This is a genomic window from Agrobacterium vaccinii (assembly GCF_021310995.1).
Classification (GTDB): domain Bacteria; phylum Pseudomonadota; class Alphaproteobacteria; order Rhizobiales; family Rhizobiaceae; genus Agrobacterium; species Agrobacterium vaccinii.
The window spans coordinates 819,747-836,644 of sequence record NZ_CP054150.1 but is presented as its reverse complement, the minus strand read 5'-3'; the positions used below and the strand labels follow the sequence as shown (position 1 = coordinate 836,644).

Sequence of the window (16,898 nt, the reverse complement as noted above, 5' to 3'; positions counted from 1 at the left end):
GTCTTTAGCGATCAGAGACCTGATCGCACTGGATCCCGGCTCAAGGCCGGGATGACGAGGAAACACCAACTGTTTCCCCGAAAACGACGTGACGGGAAGAGGAAACCCCTTCCCGTCTCATCAGTTCATCAACCCTGGTCGATATCCAGCGCGATGAAGCGGCTGCCATCGTCGGTCTGGATTTGGAACAGCGCCTTGGAGCGCCCATCCTTCTTGGCCTGCTCGAGAATTTTCTCGACATCGGCTGCCTTGGCCACCTGCTGGTTGTTCACAGAGGTGATCTTCTCACCGGTCTTCAAGCCACGCGCTGCGGCATCGGAGTCGGGGTCGACATCGGTAATGGCAAGCCCGTTGCCGTCGTCAGCCGGTGCGACCGAAAGGCCGAGGCTCGACAGTGCCTTTTCGCTGGAGGACTGACCGCCCTTGTCGTCGTTCTGGTTTGCCGTTGCCTTGGTAGCATCGTCGCTGGCCAGATCACCCAGAGTTACGCTGACTGGCTGCGACTTGCCACCGCGCCATAGCGACAGCTCGACCTTGGTGTTCGGCGCCATGGCACCGATGCGGCGTGACAGATCGCGGGCATCCTTTACCGTATCGCCGTTGATCGCGGTGATGATATCACCCTGCTTGATGCCAGCCTTGTCACCGGGCGAACCGGCCTGCGGGGCAACAACCAGCGCACCACTTGCCTCGGAAAGACCGAGCGATTCGGCAATATCCTTGCTTACGGGCTGAATCTGCACACCAAGCCAGCCACGCTCGACCTTACCGTCCTTGATCAGGTCCTGAATGACGTCCTTGGCAACGGAGGCAGGAATGGCAAAGGCAATACCGACGTTACCGCCAGAAGGAGAGAAGATCGCCGTGTTGATGCCGATCACTTCGCCGTTGAGGTTGAACGCCGGACCGCCGGAGTTGCCACGATTCACGGCAGCATCGATCTGAAGATAATCGTCGTAAGGGCCAGAGCCGATATCGCGTCCACGGGCCGAAATGATACCCGAGGTCACCGTGCCGCCGAGGCCGAACGGGTTACCCACGGCAACCACCCAGTCACCGACGCGGATTTTGCTGTCATCCGCAAACTGCACATAGGTAAACTTGCGGTTCACATCCACTTTCAGCACGGCCAGATCGGTGCGGCTGTCGCGACCGACCAGCTTGGCGTCAAGCTCGGTGCCGTCATTCATCACGACCGTGTAGGCAGAACCATCATCAACAACGTGGTTGTTGGTCACGATATACCCGTCTTCAGAGATGAAGAAGCCGGAGCCCTGAGCCGTTGGACGCAGCGGACCCTTGCCATCACGGTGAGCCTTCGGGCCACGGTCGGCGCGCTTGTCGTCACCGGAGCCTGGGCCACCGAATTCTTTAAAGAAACGCTTCAGCGGGTGATCATCGGGAAGCTGGTCGAGACCACGACCGCCGAAATTGAACGAATAGCCACTGTTGTCGTCAGAAGCAGGCTGCACATTGGACTGCACACGCACCGAAACGACAGCGGGCGAGACCGCGTCAACGACATTGGCAAAGCTCGGCACCTGCGGCGCGGTCACTTCAACGGGTGCTGCAAAAGAATGAGCGATTGGCCCGGCCACACCGGTCGTCAGCATCAGAGCCGCCAGACCGCCAACAGCGGAAGACTTGAGAATGGTCTTCAACGAGGGACGTCCGTTTTGCGAATTCAACATGGAACTTACCTTCTTTCTTCATTCAGACTGGAGCCCCGGTGGATCGGGGAAGCGGTGGATGACTAAAGATATAGGTCGCTCTACCTTACAGCGAAGTGTCTGGTGCGTGAAAAATCGGTAATGTTGGGGAATTTGAGAGAGGTGGGGTGATGAAGGGCATTTAAGATTCTGAATTATCTACTTTTTTTGGTTTTTTCCTAACAGCCAATAATATCGGATGGCGGGTGCGGCTTACCCCCCTCTGTCCTGCCGGACATCTCCCCCACAAGGAGGGAGATTGGCTAGACGCACCAACCCCGCTTCACCTGGACTTCAGAGATGGCCGAGAGCTATCCACGAGTCGATCTCCCCACCTGTGGGGGAGATGTCCGGCAGGACAGAGGGGGGTGAGCCACACCCACAAGCGTACCGAACACGCCACCCTGCCTCACCTCTACCCCAACAAATCCCGAATCCGCGCCTCTTCATCCACCGTCAACTTCTGCCCCTCCGACACCGCCACTCGCCGTCGCGCAAAAACGAAAATCGCTATCGCACCAATCAAAATCAGCGCAATCGGCGCACCCCAAAGCGCAATGGTCCGCGCACTGAAACGCGGCTTCAGCAGCACGAATTCGCCGTAGCGGGACACGACATAATCGATCACCGCTTCGTCACTATCGCCCTGCGTCAACCGCTCGCGCACCAGCACGCGCAAATCCCGCGCCAGCTCCGCATTACTGTCATCGATGGACTGGTTCTGGCACACCATGCATCGCAGTTGAACGGTCAACGCCCGCGCACGGGCTTCCAGTGCCGGGTCGGCGAGGACTTCGTCCGGGTTGAAGGCGAAGGCGGGGAGCGCGGTGAGGAGAAGGGTGAAGAAAAGGGCGATTGCTCTCAGATGGCGAACAAAGCCCCCTCTGGCCTGTCGGCCATCTCCCCCACAAGGGGGGAGACACCGTGCGGCACCCACCCGGTCCAATGGAAACGAAAAGCGTGAGGCCAGGTTAAGCCCCTCCCCCTTGTGGGGAGGGGTTGGGGAGGGGTTCTTGCCCATCATTCCGCAGGCTCCGGCACTGGTCTAGCCTTCACGGCCTTCGCCTTACGCGTCGGCGCACCCACCCGCAGTCGGCGGTCAGACAGCGAAACAAAGCCACCGATCATCATGAACACCGTCCCACCCCAGATGCACAGAATGAACGGTTTCCACCAGATCCGAACCACCATGCCGCCGTCGCTCATCGGGTCACCGAGCGAGACATAGAGCTGCGAAAGGCCGAAGGTCATGATCCCCGCTTCCGTCGTCGGCATGCGCCGCGCCGTATAGAGCCGTTTTGAGGACCACACATCGGCCACCTCTGCTCCGCCTTTGCGCGCCGTGAAGTGCCCGCGATCCTCGGTATAGTTGGGGCCGACATGGTGGCGAATGCCGTCGAAGGTCAGGCTGTAGCCGCCCGCATCCACCGTCATTCCCTGCTTCATCTCCACGACGGTTTCCGTCTCGAAGGTCGTGACGGTGACAATGCCCAGCACGCTGATGCCGAGGCCCATATGCGCCAGTGCCGTGCCAAATGTCGAACGCGGCAACCCTTTCAGGCGGCGAAACGCGATTCCAAAGGCCAGTTTGCCGAAATTGGCGCGGTACCACAGATCGACCAGCGCCCCGAAGATCAGCCAGAACCCGGCGATGATGCCAAGAACCGCCAGCACCGGCCCGCCATGTTCCGCGTACCACAGCGCAAGACCCGCAAGTGCCGCCAAACCCGCCGCCACATAAAGCCGCTGAAACGCGCCCAGCAGATCGCCGCGCTTCCACGCCAGCATCGGCCCGAACGGCGTCACGATCAGAATGGGGATCATCAACAGACCGAATGTCAGGTTGAAGAAGGGCTCGCCGACGGAAATCTTCTCGCCTGTCAGCGTTTCCAGAACCAGCGGATAGAGCGTACCGATCAGCACAGTCGCCGTCGAAACCGTCAGGATCAGATTGTTGAGAACCAGCGCACCCTCGCGCGAGATCGGCGCAAACAGTCCACCCGCTTTCAACATGGGCGCACGCCATGCAAACAGCGAAAACGCGCCGCCGATGAAGATCATCAAAATGCACAGAATGAAAATGCCACGGCTCGGGTCGGTCGCAAAAGCATGCACCGAGGTCAGCACACCGGAGCGCACGAGGAAGGTGCCGAGCAGCGACAGCGAAAACGTCATGATCGCCAGCAGTACGGTCCAGATTTTCAGCGCCTCGCGCTTTTCCATCACCAGCGCCGAATGCAAAAGCGCAGTTCCCGCAAGCCATGGCATGAAGGATGCGTTCTCCACCGGGTCCCAGAACCACCAACCGCCCCAGCCGAGTTCGTAGTAAGCCCAGTAGGACCCCATCGAAATACCCGCCGTCAGAAACGTCCAGGCGGCCAGCGTCCATGGCCGCACCCAGCGCGCCCAGGCGGCGTCGATGCGCCCTTCGATCAGGGCAGCGACAGCAAAGGAGAAACAGACGGAAAAGCCGACATAGCCGAGATAAAGAAGCGGCGGGTGGATCGCGAGACCGAAATCCTGAAGGATCGGGTTCAGGTCCTGCCCTTCGGCTGGAACCGGCGAAAGCCGGGCAAACGGGTTGGAGGTCAAGAGAATGAACAGCAGAAACGCCGTCGTCACCCACGCCTGCACGGCCAGCACATTGGCCCGCAGCGTATCGGGCAGATTGCGGCCATAGACGGCGACCATCGCGCTGAACAGCACCAGGATCAGCAGCCACAGCAGCATCGATCCCTCATGGTTGCCCCACACGCCGGTCAGCTTGTAGAGCATCGGCATCAGCGAATGGGAGTTCTCGTAAACGTTCTTCAGAGAGAAATCGGATACGGCATAGGCATGCGTCAGCGCCGCAAACGAAATGCCGACTAGCAAAAACAGCAGAACGGAGCCGATGGGCGCGATGTCCATCAGCGCCTTGTCGTTGCGCCGCGCTCCGAACGCGGGCAGCGTGGACACGATAAGCGCTACACCCAGCGCCAGCACCAGAGCATAATGGCCGATTTCGGTGATCATTGCGTTGCTCCGGTTTTGGCGGTGCCATCTGGTGCCTGCTGCCACAGGCCCTTGTCCTTCAGGCGGTCGGCAACGTCCTTGGGCATGTAGTTTTCATCATGCTTGGCCAGAACGCTGTCGGCAACAAAGGCATGCGTCGCGGCATCGAAGGTGCCCTCGGTCACCACGCCCTGCCCTTCACGAAACAGGTCCGGCAAAATTCCGGTATAGCTCACCGGCACACTCGCCCCGCCATCGGTTACCGCAAAACTTACCGTGCGCCCCTCGCCGCGCTTGACCGACCCTTCGGCCACCAGCCCGCCAAGACGGATGCGCGTGCCGGGTGCGACTGCGGTCTTTTCCAGATCGCCCGGCATGTAGAAGTAAGCAATGGATTGCCCGAAGGCGAACATCACCAGAAACGCCGCGATCATGATGAAGCTGACGCCACCGCCGATAATCGCCAGTCTTTTCTGCTTGCGGGTCATTGCGTCACTCCCTGCGCATTCACGCCCAGCTGCTGCGCCAGCGCCAGCAATTGCTTGCCCTGTTCACCGGCGGCCGGAAAGGCTTTCAGGCCATCGGCCAGAGCTTGGCGCGCCTTCTCGTCATTCTTCAACATCGCGTAGGATCGCACAAGCCGCATCCAACCCTCGAAATTATCAGGATTTTCCTTCAGCCGCGCGTCCAGGCTTTCCACCATGCCCGCCACCATCGCCTGTCGGTCTTCGCTCGACATGCTGCTGGCCGCAGCCACATCCTCGGCACTCGGTCCACCCGGCGCCTGTGGCCTCGGCGCTGCGGCTATATCGGCACCACCGGTATTTTGCAGATGCGCCTGCACCAACGGGATCCAAGGCGCGCCCCCAGGCGATTCCTTCAGCAGCGCGGCAAAGGCATCGCGCGCTTGATCCGTCTTGCCCGCCTGCTCCAGCGAAAGCGCCAGATAAAAGCGCACGCGCGGATTGCCGGGGCTCATCTTTTCCGCATCTTCCAATGCCGAGCGCGCATCCTCGACGACGACACCGTCATTGGTCGCAATCAGTGTTTCGGCAAGTCCGGTCAGCCGCGGCGCGTTTTCGCCCTGAAGACGGATGGCATTGCGATACGCCATCTCCGCATCACCCAAACGCATGGTCTTGAAATAGATCGGTGCCAGCACGTCCCATCCGGCGCCATCGTCCGGGTTCTGTGCAAGATGCCGCTCGGCCTTGGCAATCATCAGGTTCATGTCGTTGCCGGGCTTTTCCAGCCGCGCGGCAAGCGGCATATCCGGCGTGTTCGGACTGCCCATATACAAGTAAAGACAGAGCCCCATCAGCGGCAAAAGCACGGTCACGATGCTGGCGAGAGCATTGTGCTTGCGTGGCGATATCGCTGACGCCTCACCCGTTTTGTCGGACGCCGCCGCCAGAAGTCGCCGACCGATTTCGGCGCGCGCATACTCGGCTTCGGTCTCGCCGATCAGCCCGCTTGCGCGCTCGCGCTGCAATTCGGCCAGCTGGTCGCGGTAGACCGCCACCTCGCCCTCACGGGCAGTGTCGGCTATGCCTTTGCTGCGCATCAGCGGATAGGTCAAAACGAGGGCCACGGCCGCCGTCAACAGGGCGATGATAATCCAGAACATGCCGTTTCAATTACTCGAATGCGCACCGCTTTGGAATAAGCCGCTGCGGGATGACGTGAATTTGAGGCCCTATGCCGCAGGCGGTCGCACAAAGGCGTCCTGCGGTAGATGACCCAACCGGTCCAAGTTCTGAACGACAAGCCTTGCGCTTGCCTTGACATGTGTCAAGCGGCCATCAGGTCAGCGGCGTCCACGTGCCGTCTGCGTTGCGACAGGCTGCACCGCGCACCTTGGCCTGTTTGCCATCGATCGTCAGATTGTGTGCGTATTGGCGGCAATTCTGGTTGCCCACCTGGTAGGGTGCGTTGGCAATCACTTCGCCGCGCGTATCGCCGCTTCCCCAAGTGACTGCTTGGCCGCCGGGTGCCGTTTCCAGCGCCTGATATTCGGCTTCCAGCGCCTTGTTGAAATCACCCCGGCCCATCTGCAAGCCGCTGCGGCCAACGATTCCGCCCTGAAGCGCAGAGATATACGGCGTGGATGGCGACGCGCTGCGTCCCAGCAGTCCACCACCGGAAGAACGTGTATCGGATGCCGTGCAGGAGCTGAGTGCCATCAGGCAGATGACCGGCAGAACGGCAGGGCGCATCAGGCTGGAATTCTTCCCGGCAAGTCCGGCTTTGCCCATCATGTCAAACAAGAATACACTCCCTATCAACGCGCCATCCTAGCACGGTCTGCTCCCGCCATCTCTTGCCAGTTTTTGGCCGTCATGCAAGCTCTTTCGAAAGTCCGGGTAGAAGCAATTCTGCTTTTAAGCCTCCAAGCGAACTGCGCGACAGGGCAAAGGTACCGTGGTACTCAGAAACCACCTCGCTGACGATGGAAAGACCCAAGCCTGTGCCCGGACGGCTCTCGTCCAGACGCCTGCCGCGCTTCATCGCTTCGGTTATCTGCTCGGGCTCCAGACCCGGCCCATCATCCTCCACCAGCAGCGTAACCCAGGTGCGGCGCGTCACATCGGGGTCGGACGATGGATGAACCCCGGGCATCACGCTGATGACCACCTTCGTATCCGCAAAACGCGCCGCGTTTTCCAGCAGGTTGCCCACGGCCTCTTCCAGATCCTGCTGCTCCATGGCCAGCACGACTGCCGGTTGCTGCATATCCAGCTCGAACGTCTTTTCCGGGTTCAGGCGGCGCATCACGCGCACCAGCCGCTCCAGCGCGGGTTCGGCTTCCGCGCGCGCCAGAATCGAGCCGCGCTGCGCCGCGATCCGGGCGCGTGACAGGTAGGACTGCACCTGCGCCTGCATCGCTTCCACCTGTCCGCGCACCAGATCACCATGGTGGCTGTCCAGCGTGCGCGCCTCGTTCAGCAGCACGGCAATCGGTGTTTTCAGCGAGTGCGCCAGATTGCCCACCTGCATGCGTGCTCGCTCCACAAGCCTCCGGTTGCTTTCGATCAGCGCATTGATTTCGGTCGCCAAGGGCTGGATTTCCCTCGGAAATTCGCCCTCAAGACGTTCGGCATCGCCGCCGCGTATCTTGCCCAGTGCCACACGCGCATGGTCCAGCGGTCGCAAACTGTAGAGAATGGCAAGACCATTGACGACTAGGCTGCCCACGCCGAACACGGCCAGTGCCAGATAAAGACTGTTGGAAAAATCGCGCACATCGTCTTCAACGACATTGAGATTGCCGGTCACGCGAAACCGCGCCGCTCTGCCTTCGCCATCCAGCACAACCTCTGTTTCCGCCACCTGCACGCGGTTTTGCGCGCTATCCGTCACCACGTAATAACGCTCGTAGCGATTGTCGAAGGGCACGTCCAGAATACCGGGCACAGGCAGCGTCGACACACCCAGAGACGATGACACCAGAGGCGCAGTCTGGAAATTGCCCAGCGGCTCCACCACCCAGTACCAGCCGGTATCGGGCTGCGAAAACCGCAGGTCTCCCAGCTGCGGACTTCCCGCCAGCGTGTTTTCGTTGGAAACGGTGATGGAGTTGATGACGTTGTAAAGCTGCGCACGCAGCAGATCGGTAAAACTGCGCTCCACGCCCTGTCTATAAAGCGTGGAAATCACCACCGCGATCACCACCAGCGCCAGCATCGACCATGCCGATGCCAGCAACAGAACGCGGGCGGTGAGTGAGTTACTTCGCATCTGCGGGTGCTTGCATCCGGTAGCCGAGGCCACGGATGGTCTCGATCAGATCGACACCCAGCTTCTTGCGCAAACGTCCGACAAACACCTCGATCGTATTGGAATCACGGTCGAAATCCTGATCGTACATATGCTCGACCAGCTCGGTACGCGAAACGACTTCGCCCATGTGGTGCATGAGGTAGGAGAGCAGCCGGAACTCGTGCGAGGTCAGCTTCAGCGTCGTGCCGTTGACGGTCGCCTTGGAAGACTTGGTGTCCAGCCTGACAGGTCCACAGACGATTTCAGACGATGCATGGCCCGCCGCACGGCGGATCAGTGCGCGCACACGCGCCAGCACTTCTTCCACATGGAAAGGCTTGGTCACATAGTCGTCGGCACCGGCATCGATGCCTGCCACCTTGTCGCTCCAGCGGTCACGCGCGGTGAGGATAAGGACAGGCATGGTCTTGCCGCTGGCACGCCATTTCTCGACAACGGTAATGCCGTCCAGTTGCGGCAGGCCGATATCGAGAACAATGGCGTCATAGGGTTCGGTATCACCCAGATAATGCCCCTCTTCGCCATCGAAAGCCTGATCGACAACGTAGCCCGCCTCTTTTAATGCGTCGGTCAGTTGGCGATTGAGGTTGGTATCGTCCTCGACCACGAGAATGCGCATCATCAGCCCTTTCATTCCATCCGGCCTGCAGACCGGCAATCCAAATCACATCTATAACAGATTAAAGCAGATTTCGATGGGGCTTGACCTACATCGGCACGCGCATCGTCACCTTGCGCGGGCGCTCGCCATTGCCCTGAACCAGCACGGTCACGACACAGTTCTGGCCGTCATTGGAGGGATAGACCGAAAGCAACTGCCCACCGGTCTCACGCACCACACGGGATACGGCAGACGAGCAGTCGCTTGCAACCTGCTGCACACGCGCCGGGGCTGACGAACCCTGCCCATCTGCCTGCGGCGCAGGAAAGCCGGAGAGACCGGCTGCAAGCGTCGCGATGATGAGAGGTGATGCCATTGCAAAAACTTCCAAGGAAAAATCGGATGCACGTCGAAACGAATTCTTGCCCGAATATGTATCGCAAAGCGTCTGAATGGCAAATGAATGTGGGATGTCGCGGATTTGAGGGTGTGGTGAAGGGCGGTGGGTGGGGCTCCCCCTTTTGCCTGCCGGCATCTCCCCCACAGGTGGGGAGATAGGCTAGACGCTTGCTCACCGCTCCATCCGCGGCGTTTGAGATGGGCGAGAGATCACCACGAGTCGATCTCCCCACCTGTGGGGGAGATGCCCGGCAGGGCAGAGGGGGGCTAGCCACGCCCACTGCCCTATCTGAAGCCACCGCCACTACCGAATAACCCGCGTCGCCGACAACCGCCCATACAGCGCAATCAACCCGCCCACGCCACCAGCCACCGTCATCAACCCCTCAACAAGCTCGCCTTCAAACCCCCTCGGCAAGTTCAAACCCACCACCTGCAACAGCGGTGCCATCACGGCAACCAGTGCGCCCCAGACGGTTTTCGACTGATACCAGGCTTTCATATCGTCCATGTTTCTACCCTTTCCCGGTTGACGTCATTGTGAAGTTCAAAGGTCCAAGATCGCGCCCGCTGCGATCCCCAACGGCACCGCCCGTCCAAGCTGGCGCACCCGGACCGAAAGCGTCGCCTGCTTCGCGCCGAAATCGGAAATCTCGTCGTTGGCGGCATAAAGACAGGCGGCCTCAGCCACCTCAATCGTCCGGCGCACTGCCTCCCCCGCCAGAATGTCCACGCGGTAGCGCTCGGCCACCTCATCCAGAGGAATATCGGCTGCGTCCCAGCCATCGGCATCCACGCGCCCGCGCCGCACCCATGTCAGGCGCACACCGTCCGCCTGTCGCACCGCGCGCAGATGCACCGGTGCCAGCGGCGTCTCGGCACGCGTTCCACCGGCAAAGGCAAAGGGACCGATGCTGGAAATCTGCTTACCCGCCGCCTCGATGATCCAGTTCAGGTGCAGGCCGCGTTCTTCGCTGCGCAGCCCCATCGCCACAACGCCCGCGTCCAGAATCACCACGTCGCTTCCAGAAACGGCACCCGCCGCCATTGCATCCTCGGTCCCGGCCAGCCCGCGCAGCAACCGGGAAAGCCGCCACGCGCCGCTTGCCACCTCCTGCGCGCGGCCGAACGCCGCCACCTCCCACGCACCGTTGGCACAGCGAATGGCAATGCGGTTGGCACCGTTCAGCACCGCAAGGTCGCTGGCAGAGGCCAGATCGCCATAGGGCAAGCTGATGTCTATCGTCCCCGCCGAGTTGAAACGACCTGCCACCCCCTGCGGCAGGGCGCTCGTCAGCGCGCCGATCTTCGCTGGCTGATCCAGCACCGCGCGTGCCTCATAGCCTTCCGTCCCGGCTGAAACGGAAAGCGCCATTCGCCGCCATGGACGCGCATAGGCGGCTACGCGGGCAAAGCCCGCCGCCTCGCCCGTTTCGAAACGCGGCAGATCCATCAGCACGATATCGGGGTCGAAACCATCGGACGCACCGCCACTGCCATTGCGCGACGGCTCCGTTTCGCCGGATGCGGCGACTGCCGAGGGTGAAAACTCCCGCGCCTCGATCCGCCTGACATCGCCATCCTCGATCCGGCTCACCAGAAAACGACCGCTCGGGCCGCCAGCCAGTTGCACGCAGTCGCCGGGGTCGAGCGCGATCTCCTGCGGCGAGATCGAAAACCGCACCGTGCGCCGCGCCAGCCGGTTGTCGCGCAGCAGCGCCTCCACGGCATTCTGCGCCGTTTCCTGCGCCAGCACCGCACCCAGATCGTACCGCAGCACTCGGTTTCCGGCATTGTCGATACGGCGCGAGCGCACACTGGCCTGCTCGTAGTCCAGCGCCGGGTTGAACGCCGTCAGCACAGCCTCTGCGGCAAAATCACTGTCGTGCCCCCGCGCCTCGGACCACAGCGCCGCATCCTCGATATCCGCATAGGCGGAAATGACCCTCGTGCGCGTCGCAGCCTTGCCGCGAGACACGAACCGCAGCACCGCCCCGTCCTCGATCAAATCCACCTGAAACACGTCCAGCAACGGCTCCAGCAGATTGCGCGCCGCCGTCACCTCGCCCTGCACATAGCCGCCGACATCGCCGGTTACGGCGGCCACGTCGTAGTCGGCAAAGCCATGCTCGGTCAGAACCGCAGAGATGAGATCGGCCAATGTCGTTGCGCCCAGCCTGCCGTTCATCCAGTGGCCGGTGCGCCAGTTCGCGCCGTCGCTCCAGCTTGCCGTATCCTGCGGAAAGGCCGGATAGGGCCGCGCATCCCAGGTCCACACAAAAATCCTGTCGGGATCGACCATACCGGCAGGCGCAGCAGCACCTGCCCAATGGTCGTGATGCGCCTCCAGAAAACGCCGCTGCTGACTGTCGGCACGGTTGCGGGTGGAAAAATGCGGGAAAGCGCTTTCGGAGGACTTCGGGTCGATAAAGGTGTTGGGCCGGTTCGCCCCCTTGTCGATGGCCGGACAACCCAGCTCCGTGAACCAGAATGGCTTCATGCCTGGCACCCAGGCTGTCGGAGCAGACCGTTCCGCACCACCCACCCGGTCGTAATGTCGGTTCTGCCACCAGCCGACCAGATCCTTGTATCGATAAAGCCAGTGCTTGCCCTTCAGACCGTCGGAAATGGCAGTTCGCTGTCGCGCCGCGCGGTCGGCATCGCTGGCATAATACCAGTCATACCCCTCGCCCGCCGTCACGTTGCGCGCAAAGCCCGCCGCATCGTCGGCACCCACGAAACCATCCGGGTTGCCGCCCTCCACATCCTCGTCACGCCAGTCGGAAACCGGCATGTAGTTGTCGATCCCGACAGCATCGATGGCGGGGCTCGCCCACAGCGGATCGAGGTTGAAGAACACGTCGCCCGTGCCGTCCGCCGGGTGATAGCCGAAATACTCGCTCCAGTCGGCAGAATAGGTCAGCTTCGTCGCAGCACCCAGCATCCCGCGCACATCGCCCGCCAGTCGCACCAGGTCCTCGACGAACGGAAATGCCCCGGCCTGATCCCGCACCCGCGTCAACCCGCGCAGTTCGGAACCGATCAAAAACGCATCCACCCCGCCCGCCTGCTTTGCCAGCGCCGCATAATGCAGCACCATGCGCCGGTAACCATCGGCCCGGCTGCTGAAGGCAGTCACTTGGCCCCGCGCCGCCGCAGTCCGGTCAACGCTCCCCGCCCGTCCCGCCGCCGGGTGGCAGGTAATGTTGCCGCGCCAGCCATAGGCGTCCTGCTCGCTTTTGCCATAGGGGTCGGCCAAGCCATTGCCCGCTGGCACATCCATCATCACGAACGGATAGAGACACACTTTCAAACCGCGCGCCTTCAAATCGGCAATGGCCTGCAACACGCTCGCATCGCTGGGCGTGCCGCCATAGGCTGGGCCGCCGTCACGGTGGCTAACCAGCCGCGCCTGCCAGCGCCCCATCCCCGCCACGGACCACGTGGCACTCTCGCGGTCGCGATAGGCCACCTCCACCCCCGGCAGCACACGGCATTCGCCCGCCCGCATGTCGGTGCCGAACCACGTCACCACCAGCGCCACGCTCGCCAGATTGGGGCAAAGCGCCTGCAATTCGTCGATGGAGGCCTGCCAGTCGGTCGTCGCCACCAGCGTGTTTCGGTTCAGAATACGGCTTTCGCCAGCACCCGTGCGCTCGGAAACGGCAGTCGTCGCATAGCCATATTCCGTCGCGCCGGGTATCACCGTCACCGCGCGGATCTGCCCCTCCAGCTTTCCGATGGGCCTGACCACCTCGAACTGCAGCAGCGGAATACGATTGCCGAAGCTTTCCAGCGGCAGCCGCTCGAACACCATGTAGCACAGCCCGCGATAGGCAGGTGCATTGCCCGCACCCTGCTTGGCCTCGATCAGCGGGTCGGGAAGCTGGTCGTCACTGCCGGGGTAGAACCGTGTTTCGATGCCGGTCAGATCCAACTCCTGCCCATCGGCCCACACCCGCCGCACCATGGCCACCTCGCCTTCGCACAGGCCGATGGCGATGTTAGCGAAGTAGGTGAAGGTCTCGACCGTCGTCGTGCTGCCGCTGTTGCTGCCCTTGCCGCCCTGCCGCTCCCGCGTCACACTTTCCTCAAACCGCGTCGCCCAGATCAGCGTGCCGCCGATGCGCACCGTGCCATAGGCCCGTGATATGGCAGCCCCCTCCTCGGCACCGGGAATACGCGCCGTCGAGAGCCGCGCACCCGTCACCGTTCTGGAACTCGACAGCAGCGCGCTATCGATAGCACTCCCCGCCAACGCCCCCGCCGCCCTGCCGATGATGGCCCCAACCGGCCCGAAAAGACTGCCAACAGCAGCACCAGCCGCCTGTAGAACAAGGGTCGCCATAGCTCTCTCTTCTTAGGTTTATCGAGACTTTATGGATGAACACAGTGGGCGCACCTTGCCGCCTTCGCCCCGCCGGGGAGAAGGTCGCGGCGCGGGATGCGGGGGCTAGCTATCCGTCCCCATCGACGCCCGCCCCTCATCCGACCTCACCCCTTCGGGAAAACGAAACACCCCCGCAACACGCCTGCGCCAGGCGGGCACCAACGCAGACCGCAACACCGCTGCCGCCTCATAGGCGTGAATGAAGTGATCAGGCCCGGCCAGAATGCCCACATGCTTGGCTGCAAATTCCGGCCGCCAGCGAAACAGCAGCATGTCGCCCGGCAGCGCATCTGCCATGCTGGCAACGGGCTGAAAATGCCGCTGCGCCGCCGCCATCAGCCGGTCCTCACCGCCACGCTCGGCCCAGTCGCGGGCATAGGGCGGCGGCAATTCTGGCTCGTCACCGTACAGCGCGCGCCAGATACCGCGCACCAGCCCCAGACAATCGCAGCCCACACCGATGGTGGAAGCCTGATGCCGGTAGGGCGTGCCGATCCAGCTTTCGGCCACGGCCAGCACACGTTCTCCCGTATCGCTCATAGGTACAGCGCCCCGCCATCGTGTTGCGTCCGGCTCGTCACATAGGAATAGGCAAAATCCGCCCCCGGCATATGCGGAAAGCCTCGAAAATTCAGATAATTGGCAAACTTCGCTTTGCAGGTCGCAAAGCTCTTGTCGCACCCCGCCGTCACCGTGAACGTGTCTCCCTGCTGCGGCAAAACCTCCAGCGGCAGCCACAACCGAAACGTCACCACCCCATCGCGCAGCGCGTGGTCATCGAGGTCGAAACCGCGGCCTTTGTTCGCCCCGCTGGTAAAACGCATCTTGCCCTGCTTGAAAAACCCATCGGCAAAGGCAGACAGTCCAGACACCGTCAGTCGCCCCGCCGCATCCGTTGAAACCACCGCGCCACCGGTCTGAAACGCCCCCACATTGGCACCGCATCTGCCATCGCCCAGCGCCGCATCGCATCGCCGTCCATAGACCCGCCCCTGCGGCTGGCTCAGCCTGTGCGCGAAACTGCGCAGTTCCGCCGTAAACGCCCCACCCGCCCGAGTCACCTCGCCAATCTCGCGCACCTTCAGCAGAATGTGCTGCTCCGGTGCCTGCCAGTTCACGAGGTAAAGCTCCACCTTCGCGCCGTCATAACGCCCAGCCGCAAGGTCATCCTCGCTCACCGCCTCGCTGGAAAAGCCGCCTGCGACTTCGCCGCTGCTGGCCGCCAGTCCCGTCTCGCTGTCGTTTTCACTGGCCTGAAAACCGCATGCGGCCAGATAGGTCACGCCGCCGAAGGTCAGCGGCTCGTCATGCTCGGTAAAGCCCATGATGGCGCCATCGCGCAGGCTCACCTTCCAGCAATGACACGTCGTCGTCGCCTCGCCCCTAAGATGCGCAGCGAGAGCCGAAGGCACGGTCTTCATGGCAAAATCTCCACTAGTGGAATGGACGGAATACGCCCGGCCTCGAAGGCACTGAGGCTCACGTCGATGCGATCGACATCGAACCGCACCGGCACATCGAACTCGAACCCTGCCCGGATGGCTGCTCCCACTGCTGGCACATGCCCCGGCGCAAACGTCACCATCCCGGTCGCGTAATCGGTGCTAAAATTCACCGTCGCCACACCATTAACCGAAACCAGCACCGACCCCTCCACGGGCTTCGCAATCGTCCGCGTCCACCCGCCACCTGCATCGGCATAGGTCTTCACCAACGGAAACGCAGCCGCCACCCCATCGCCAGTGCCGATCCGCTGGTCCATGGCGGTGGGTACCGTCAGCGGCGGGCAGGACCGGAAGTCAACCGGTTCACGAAACCGAAATCCATAGAGCTGCCCGCTCCGCGCCTCGAAAAACTCCAGTACCGCATAAAGGTCACTCACCGAGCGCACCCCCGACCCAGCATCATATGCCCGCCGAGAATTCCTCCACCGCTGGTTCCGGTTCTCCCGCCCATTGGACAAATTGACAATATCCGTCCGCCGCACCGGTCCCCCACTGGTCCCCAACGCCAACCGCAACGGAAACCGCACCTCATGAAATGCTGCCATGACTTTGATTTTCCTGATTTAAGTGAAATTTTGCGAGCAGCCCGCTGGCGGCAGTGGGCGCGGCACACCCCCCTCTGGCCTGCCGGCCATCTCCCCCACAGGTGGGGAGATCGACTTGTGGAGGCCTCTCGGCCATCTCAAAGGCTGCGGACAGAACGGGGAGCAAGCGCCCAGCCGATCTCCCTCCTTGTGGGGGAGATGTCCGGCAGGACAGAGGGGGGTGAGCCACAAACTCAACGCCAAACGCAAAACGCTTCAGCCACACACACTAAAGCCCCCTCTGTCCCCGCCCCACACTCCTAGCCAGCATCGCCGAAATCTGCCCCTCGCTGCGCCGAAAACTTGCCGCATCGCTCGCCGTCACGTTGAACACGATCTGCGTGCCCCCAACGCCACCGGCAGAAGCCACGCCCAGCGACCCATCCGCCCCGCGCTTCAGCGGCAAAATCGCTTCACTCCCAGCCTCGCCCATCAACCCCATATCGCCACCCATGGGAAAAAACGTCGGGCTCGAAACCACACCGCCCTCCGCAAACGGCGTCACCCGCCCCGGCACGCCGCCATCGGCAAAGGCAAACAGCGATCCAGCCCCGGATGTGAGACTGCTGACCGCCGATGACAGCATGTTCTCCAGCGGTTTCAACCCGGCAGACAGCGCAATATTGGAAAGCCGCGTCCCAAGTCCCTGCAACACGCTATCCAGCCCCTTGCCGCCCGTCGTCGCTGCCTGAAGCGCAGACGTCAGCGCCGACCCAAACCGCTGAGACCGCCGCTCCAGATCCTCCATCACGTCAGCCAAAGCCTGCGCCTCATCACGCTGGTCGGCAAAACTCGTCTCATCAACCATCGGCCTTGCCTTTCTGATTCAATTTGGGAAGCTAGGGGATTGGAATACAAAGGAATTTTCGCAGAGTGTGCTGCGGGTTACCTCTCCCCCTGTGGGAGAGGACAGAAAATCACGATCTTAGCATCAGC

The 16,898-nt window shown here is 62.0% G+C and carries 15 protein-coding genes; all 15 read right to left on the bottom strand.

The window, feature by feature from the left end:
- Window positions 1–128 precede the first annotated feature (128 nt).
- Window positions 129–1,691 (bottom strand): Do family serine endopeptidase, encoded by a 1,563-nt coding sequence (locus HRR99_RS04250; protein WP_233122899.1) that lies wholly within the window; start codon window positions 1,689–1,691, stop codon window positions 129–131.
- Window positions 1,692–2,124: 433 nt separating this feature from the next.
- Window positions 2,125–2,574: a cytochrome c-type biogenesis protein gene (locus HRR99_RS04245; protein WP_233123413.1), complete on the bottom strand. Its 450-nt coding sequence runs from the start codon at window positions 2,572–2,574 to the stop codon at window positions 2,125–2,127.
- Window positions 2,575–2,729: 155 nt separating this feature from the next.
- The gene (locus HRR99_RS04240; RefSeq protein ID WP_233122898.1) at window positions 2,730–4,724 is read right to left on the bottom strand and encodes a heme lyase CcmF/NrfE family subunit; all 1,995 of its coding nucleotides are present in this window, start codon (window positions 4,722–4,724) and stop codon (window positions 2,730–2,732) included.
- The gene (ccmE, locus tag HRR99_RS04235; protein ID WP_233122897.1) at window positions 4,721–5,191 is read right to left on the bottom strand and encodes a cytochrome c maturation protein CcmE; all 471 of its coding nucleotides are present in this window, start codon (window positions 5,189–5,191) and stop codon (window positions 4,721–4,723) included. Before ccmE ends, HRR99_RS04240 begins: the two co-directional genes overlap by 4 nt.
- Window positions 5,188–6,330 (bottom strand): c-type cytochrome biogenesis protein CcmI, encoded by a 1,143-nt coding sequence (gene ccmI / locus HRR99_RS04230; protein WP_233122896.1) that lies wholly within the window; start codon window positions 6,328–6,330, stop codon window positions 5,188–5,190. The genes ccmE and ccmI overlap by 4 nt, the downstream gene beginning before the upstream one ends.
- Window positions 6,331–6,505: 175 nt before the next feature.
- On the bottom strand, window positions 6,506–6,961 hold the full coding sequence (locus HRR99_RS04225; RefSeq protein WP_233123412.1) for a hypothetical protein: 456 nt from the start codon (window positions 6,959–6,961) through the stop codon (window positions 6,506–6,508).
- A 79-nt stretch (window positions 6,962–7,040) separates the two neighbouring features.
- Complete coding sequence (locus HRR99_RS04220; RefSeq protein ID WP_233122895.1) at window positions 7,041–8,441, bottom strand: ATP-binding protein; 1,401 nt, start codon at window positions 8,439–8,441, stop codon at window positions 7,041–7,043.
- Complete coding sequence (locus HRR99_RS04215; protein ID WP_111841664.1) at window positions 8,431–9,102, bottom strand: response regulator transcription factor; 672 nt, start codon at window positions 9,100–9,102, stop codon at window positions 8,431–8,433. The genes HRR99_RS04220 and HRR99_RS04215 overlap by 11 nt, the downstream gene beginning before the upstream one ends.
- 88 nt (window positions 9,103–9,190) lie before the next feature.
- Window positions 9,191–9,460 carry a hypothetical protein gene (locus tag HRR99_RS04210; protein ID WP_111841660.1) on the bottom strand — a complete coding sequence of 90 codons (270 nt, stop codon included), beginning with the start codon at window positions 9,458–9,460 and terminating at the stop codon, window positions 9,191–9,193.
- A 327-nt stretch (window positions 9,461–9,787) separates the two neighbouring features.
- On the bottom strand, window positions 9,788–9,994 hold the full coding sequence (locus HRR99_RS04205) for a hypothetical protein (protein WP_112500067.1): 207 nt from the start codon (window positions 9,992–9,994) through the stop codon (window positions 9,788–9,790).
- A 36-nt stretch (window positions 9,995–10,030) separates the two neighbouring features.
- Window positions 10,031–13,831 carry a baseplate multidomain protein megatron gene (locus tag HRR99_RS04200; protein ID WP_233122894.1) on the bottom strand — a complete coding sequence of 1,267 codons (3,801 nt, stop codon included), beginning with the start codon at window positions 13,829–13,831 and terminating at the stop codon, window positions 10,031–10,033.
- Between the two features lie 105 nt (window positions 13,832–13,936).
- Window positions 13,937–14,413, bottom strand: a complete 477-nt coding sequence (locus tag HRR99_RS04195) for a C40 family peptidase (protein ID WP_233122893.1) — start codon at window positions 14,411–14,413, stop codon at window positions 13,937–13,939.
- Window positions 14,410–15,294 carry a DUF2163 domain-containing protein gene (locus HRR99_RS04190; RefSeq protein ID WP_233122892.1) on the bottom strand — a complete coding sequence of 295 codons (885 nt, stop codon included), beginning with the start codon at window positions 15,292–15,294 and terminating at the stop codon, window positions 14,410–14,412. Before HRR99_RS04190 ends, HRR99_RS04195 begins: the two co-directional genes overlap by 4 nt.
- Window positions 15,291–15,923: a TIGR02217 family protein gene (locus HRR99_RS04185; RefSeq protein WP_233122891.1), complete on the bottom strand. Its 633-nt coding sequence runs from the start codon at window positions 15,921–15,923 to the stop codon at window positions 15,291–15,293. The genes HRR99_RS04190 and HRR99_RS04185 overlap by 4 nt, the downstream gene beginning before the upstream one ends.
- 268 nt (window positions 15,924–16,191) lie before the next feature.
- A complete protein-coding gene (locus HRR99_RS04180) occupies window positions 16,192–16,770 on the bottom strand; it encodes a phage tail tape measure protein (RefSeq protein WP_233122890.1) in 579 nt (192 codons plus the stop codon).
- Between the last annotated feature and the right edge of the window lie 128 nt (window positions 16,771–16,898).

Bases quoted from the DNA above. Each gene is read 5' to 3' on its own strand.
- HRR99_RS04195 (WP_233122893.1), bottom strand. From the start codon at position 14,413: ATGAGCGATACGGGAGAACGTGTGCTGGCCGTGGCCGAAAGCTGGATC.
- HRR99_RS04250 (WP_233122899.1), bottom strand. From the start codon at position 1,691: ATGTTGAATTCGCAAAACGGACGTCCCTCGTTGAAGACCATTCTCAAG.
- HRR99_RS04210 (WP_111841660.1), bottom strand. From the start codon at position 9,460: ATGGCATCACCTCTCATCATCGCGACGCTTGCAGCCGGTCTCTCCGGC.
- HRR99_RS04200 (WP_233122894.1), bottom strand. From the start codon at position 13,831: ATGGCGACCCTTGTTCTACAGGCGGCTGGTGCTGCTGTTGGCAGTCTT.
- ccmI (WP_233122896.1), bottom strand. From the start codon at position 6,330: ATGTTCTGGATTATCATCGCCCTGTTGACGGCGGCCGTGGCCCTCGTT.
- HRR99_RS04205 (WP_112500067.1), bottom strand. From the start codon at position 9,994: ATGGACGATATGAAAGCCTGGTATCAGTCGAAAACCGTCTGGGGCGCA.
- HRR99_RS04185 (WP_233122891.1), bottom strand. From the start codon at position 15,923: ATGGCAGCATTTCATGAGGTGCGGTTTCCGTTGCGGTTGGCGTTGGGG.
- HRR99_RS04240 (WP_233122898.1), bottom strand. From the start codon at position 4,724: ATGATCACCGAAATCGGCCATTATGCTCTGGTGCTGGCGCTGGGTGTA.
- ccmE (WP_233122897.1), bottom strand. From the start codon at position 5,191: ATGACCCGCAAGCAGAAAAGACTGGCGATTATCGGCGGTGGCGTCAGC.
- HRR99_RS04220 (WP_233122895.1), bottom strand. From the start codon at position 8,441: ATGCGAAGTAACTCACTCACCGCCCGCGTTCTGTTGCTGGCATCGGCA.
- HRR99_RS04215 (WP_111841664.1), bottom strand. From the start codon at position 9,102: ATGCGCATTCTCGTGGTCGAGGACGATACCAACCTCAATCGCCAACTG.
- HRR99_RS04180 (WP_233122890.1), bottom strand. From the start codon at position 16,770: ATGGTTGATGAGACGAGTTTTGCCGACCAGCGTGATGAGGCGCAGGCT.
- HRR99_RS04225 (WP_233123412.1), bottom strand. From the start codon at position 6,961: ATGATGGGCAAAGCCGGACTTGCCGGGAAGAATTCCAGCCTGATGCGC.
- HRR99_RS04190 (WP_233122892.1), bottom strand. From the start codon at position 15,294: ATGAAGACCGTGCCTTCGGCTCTCGCTGCGCATCTTAGGGGCGAGGCG.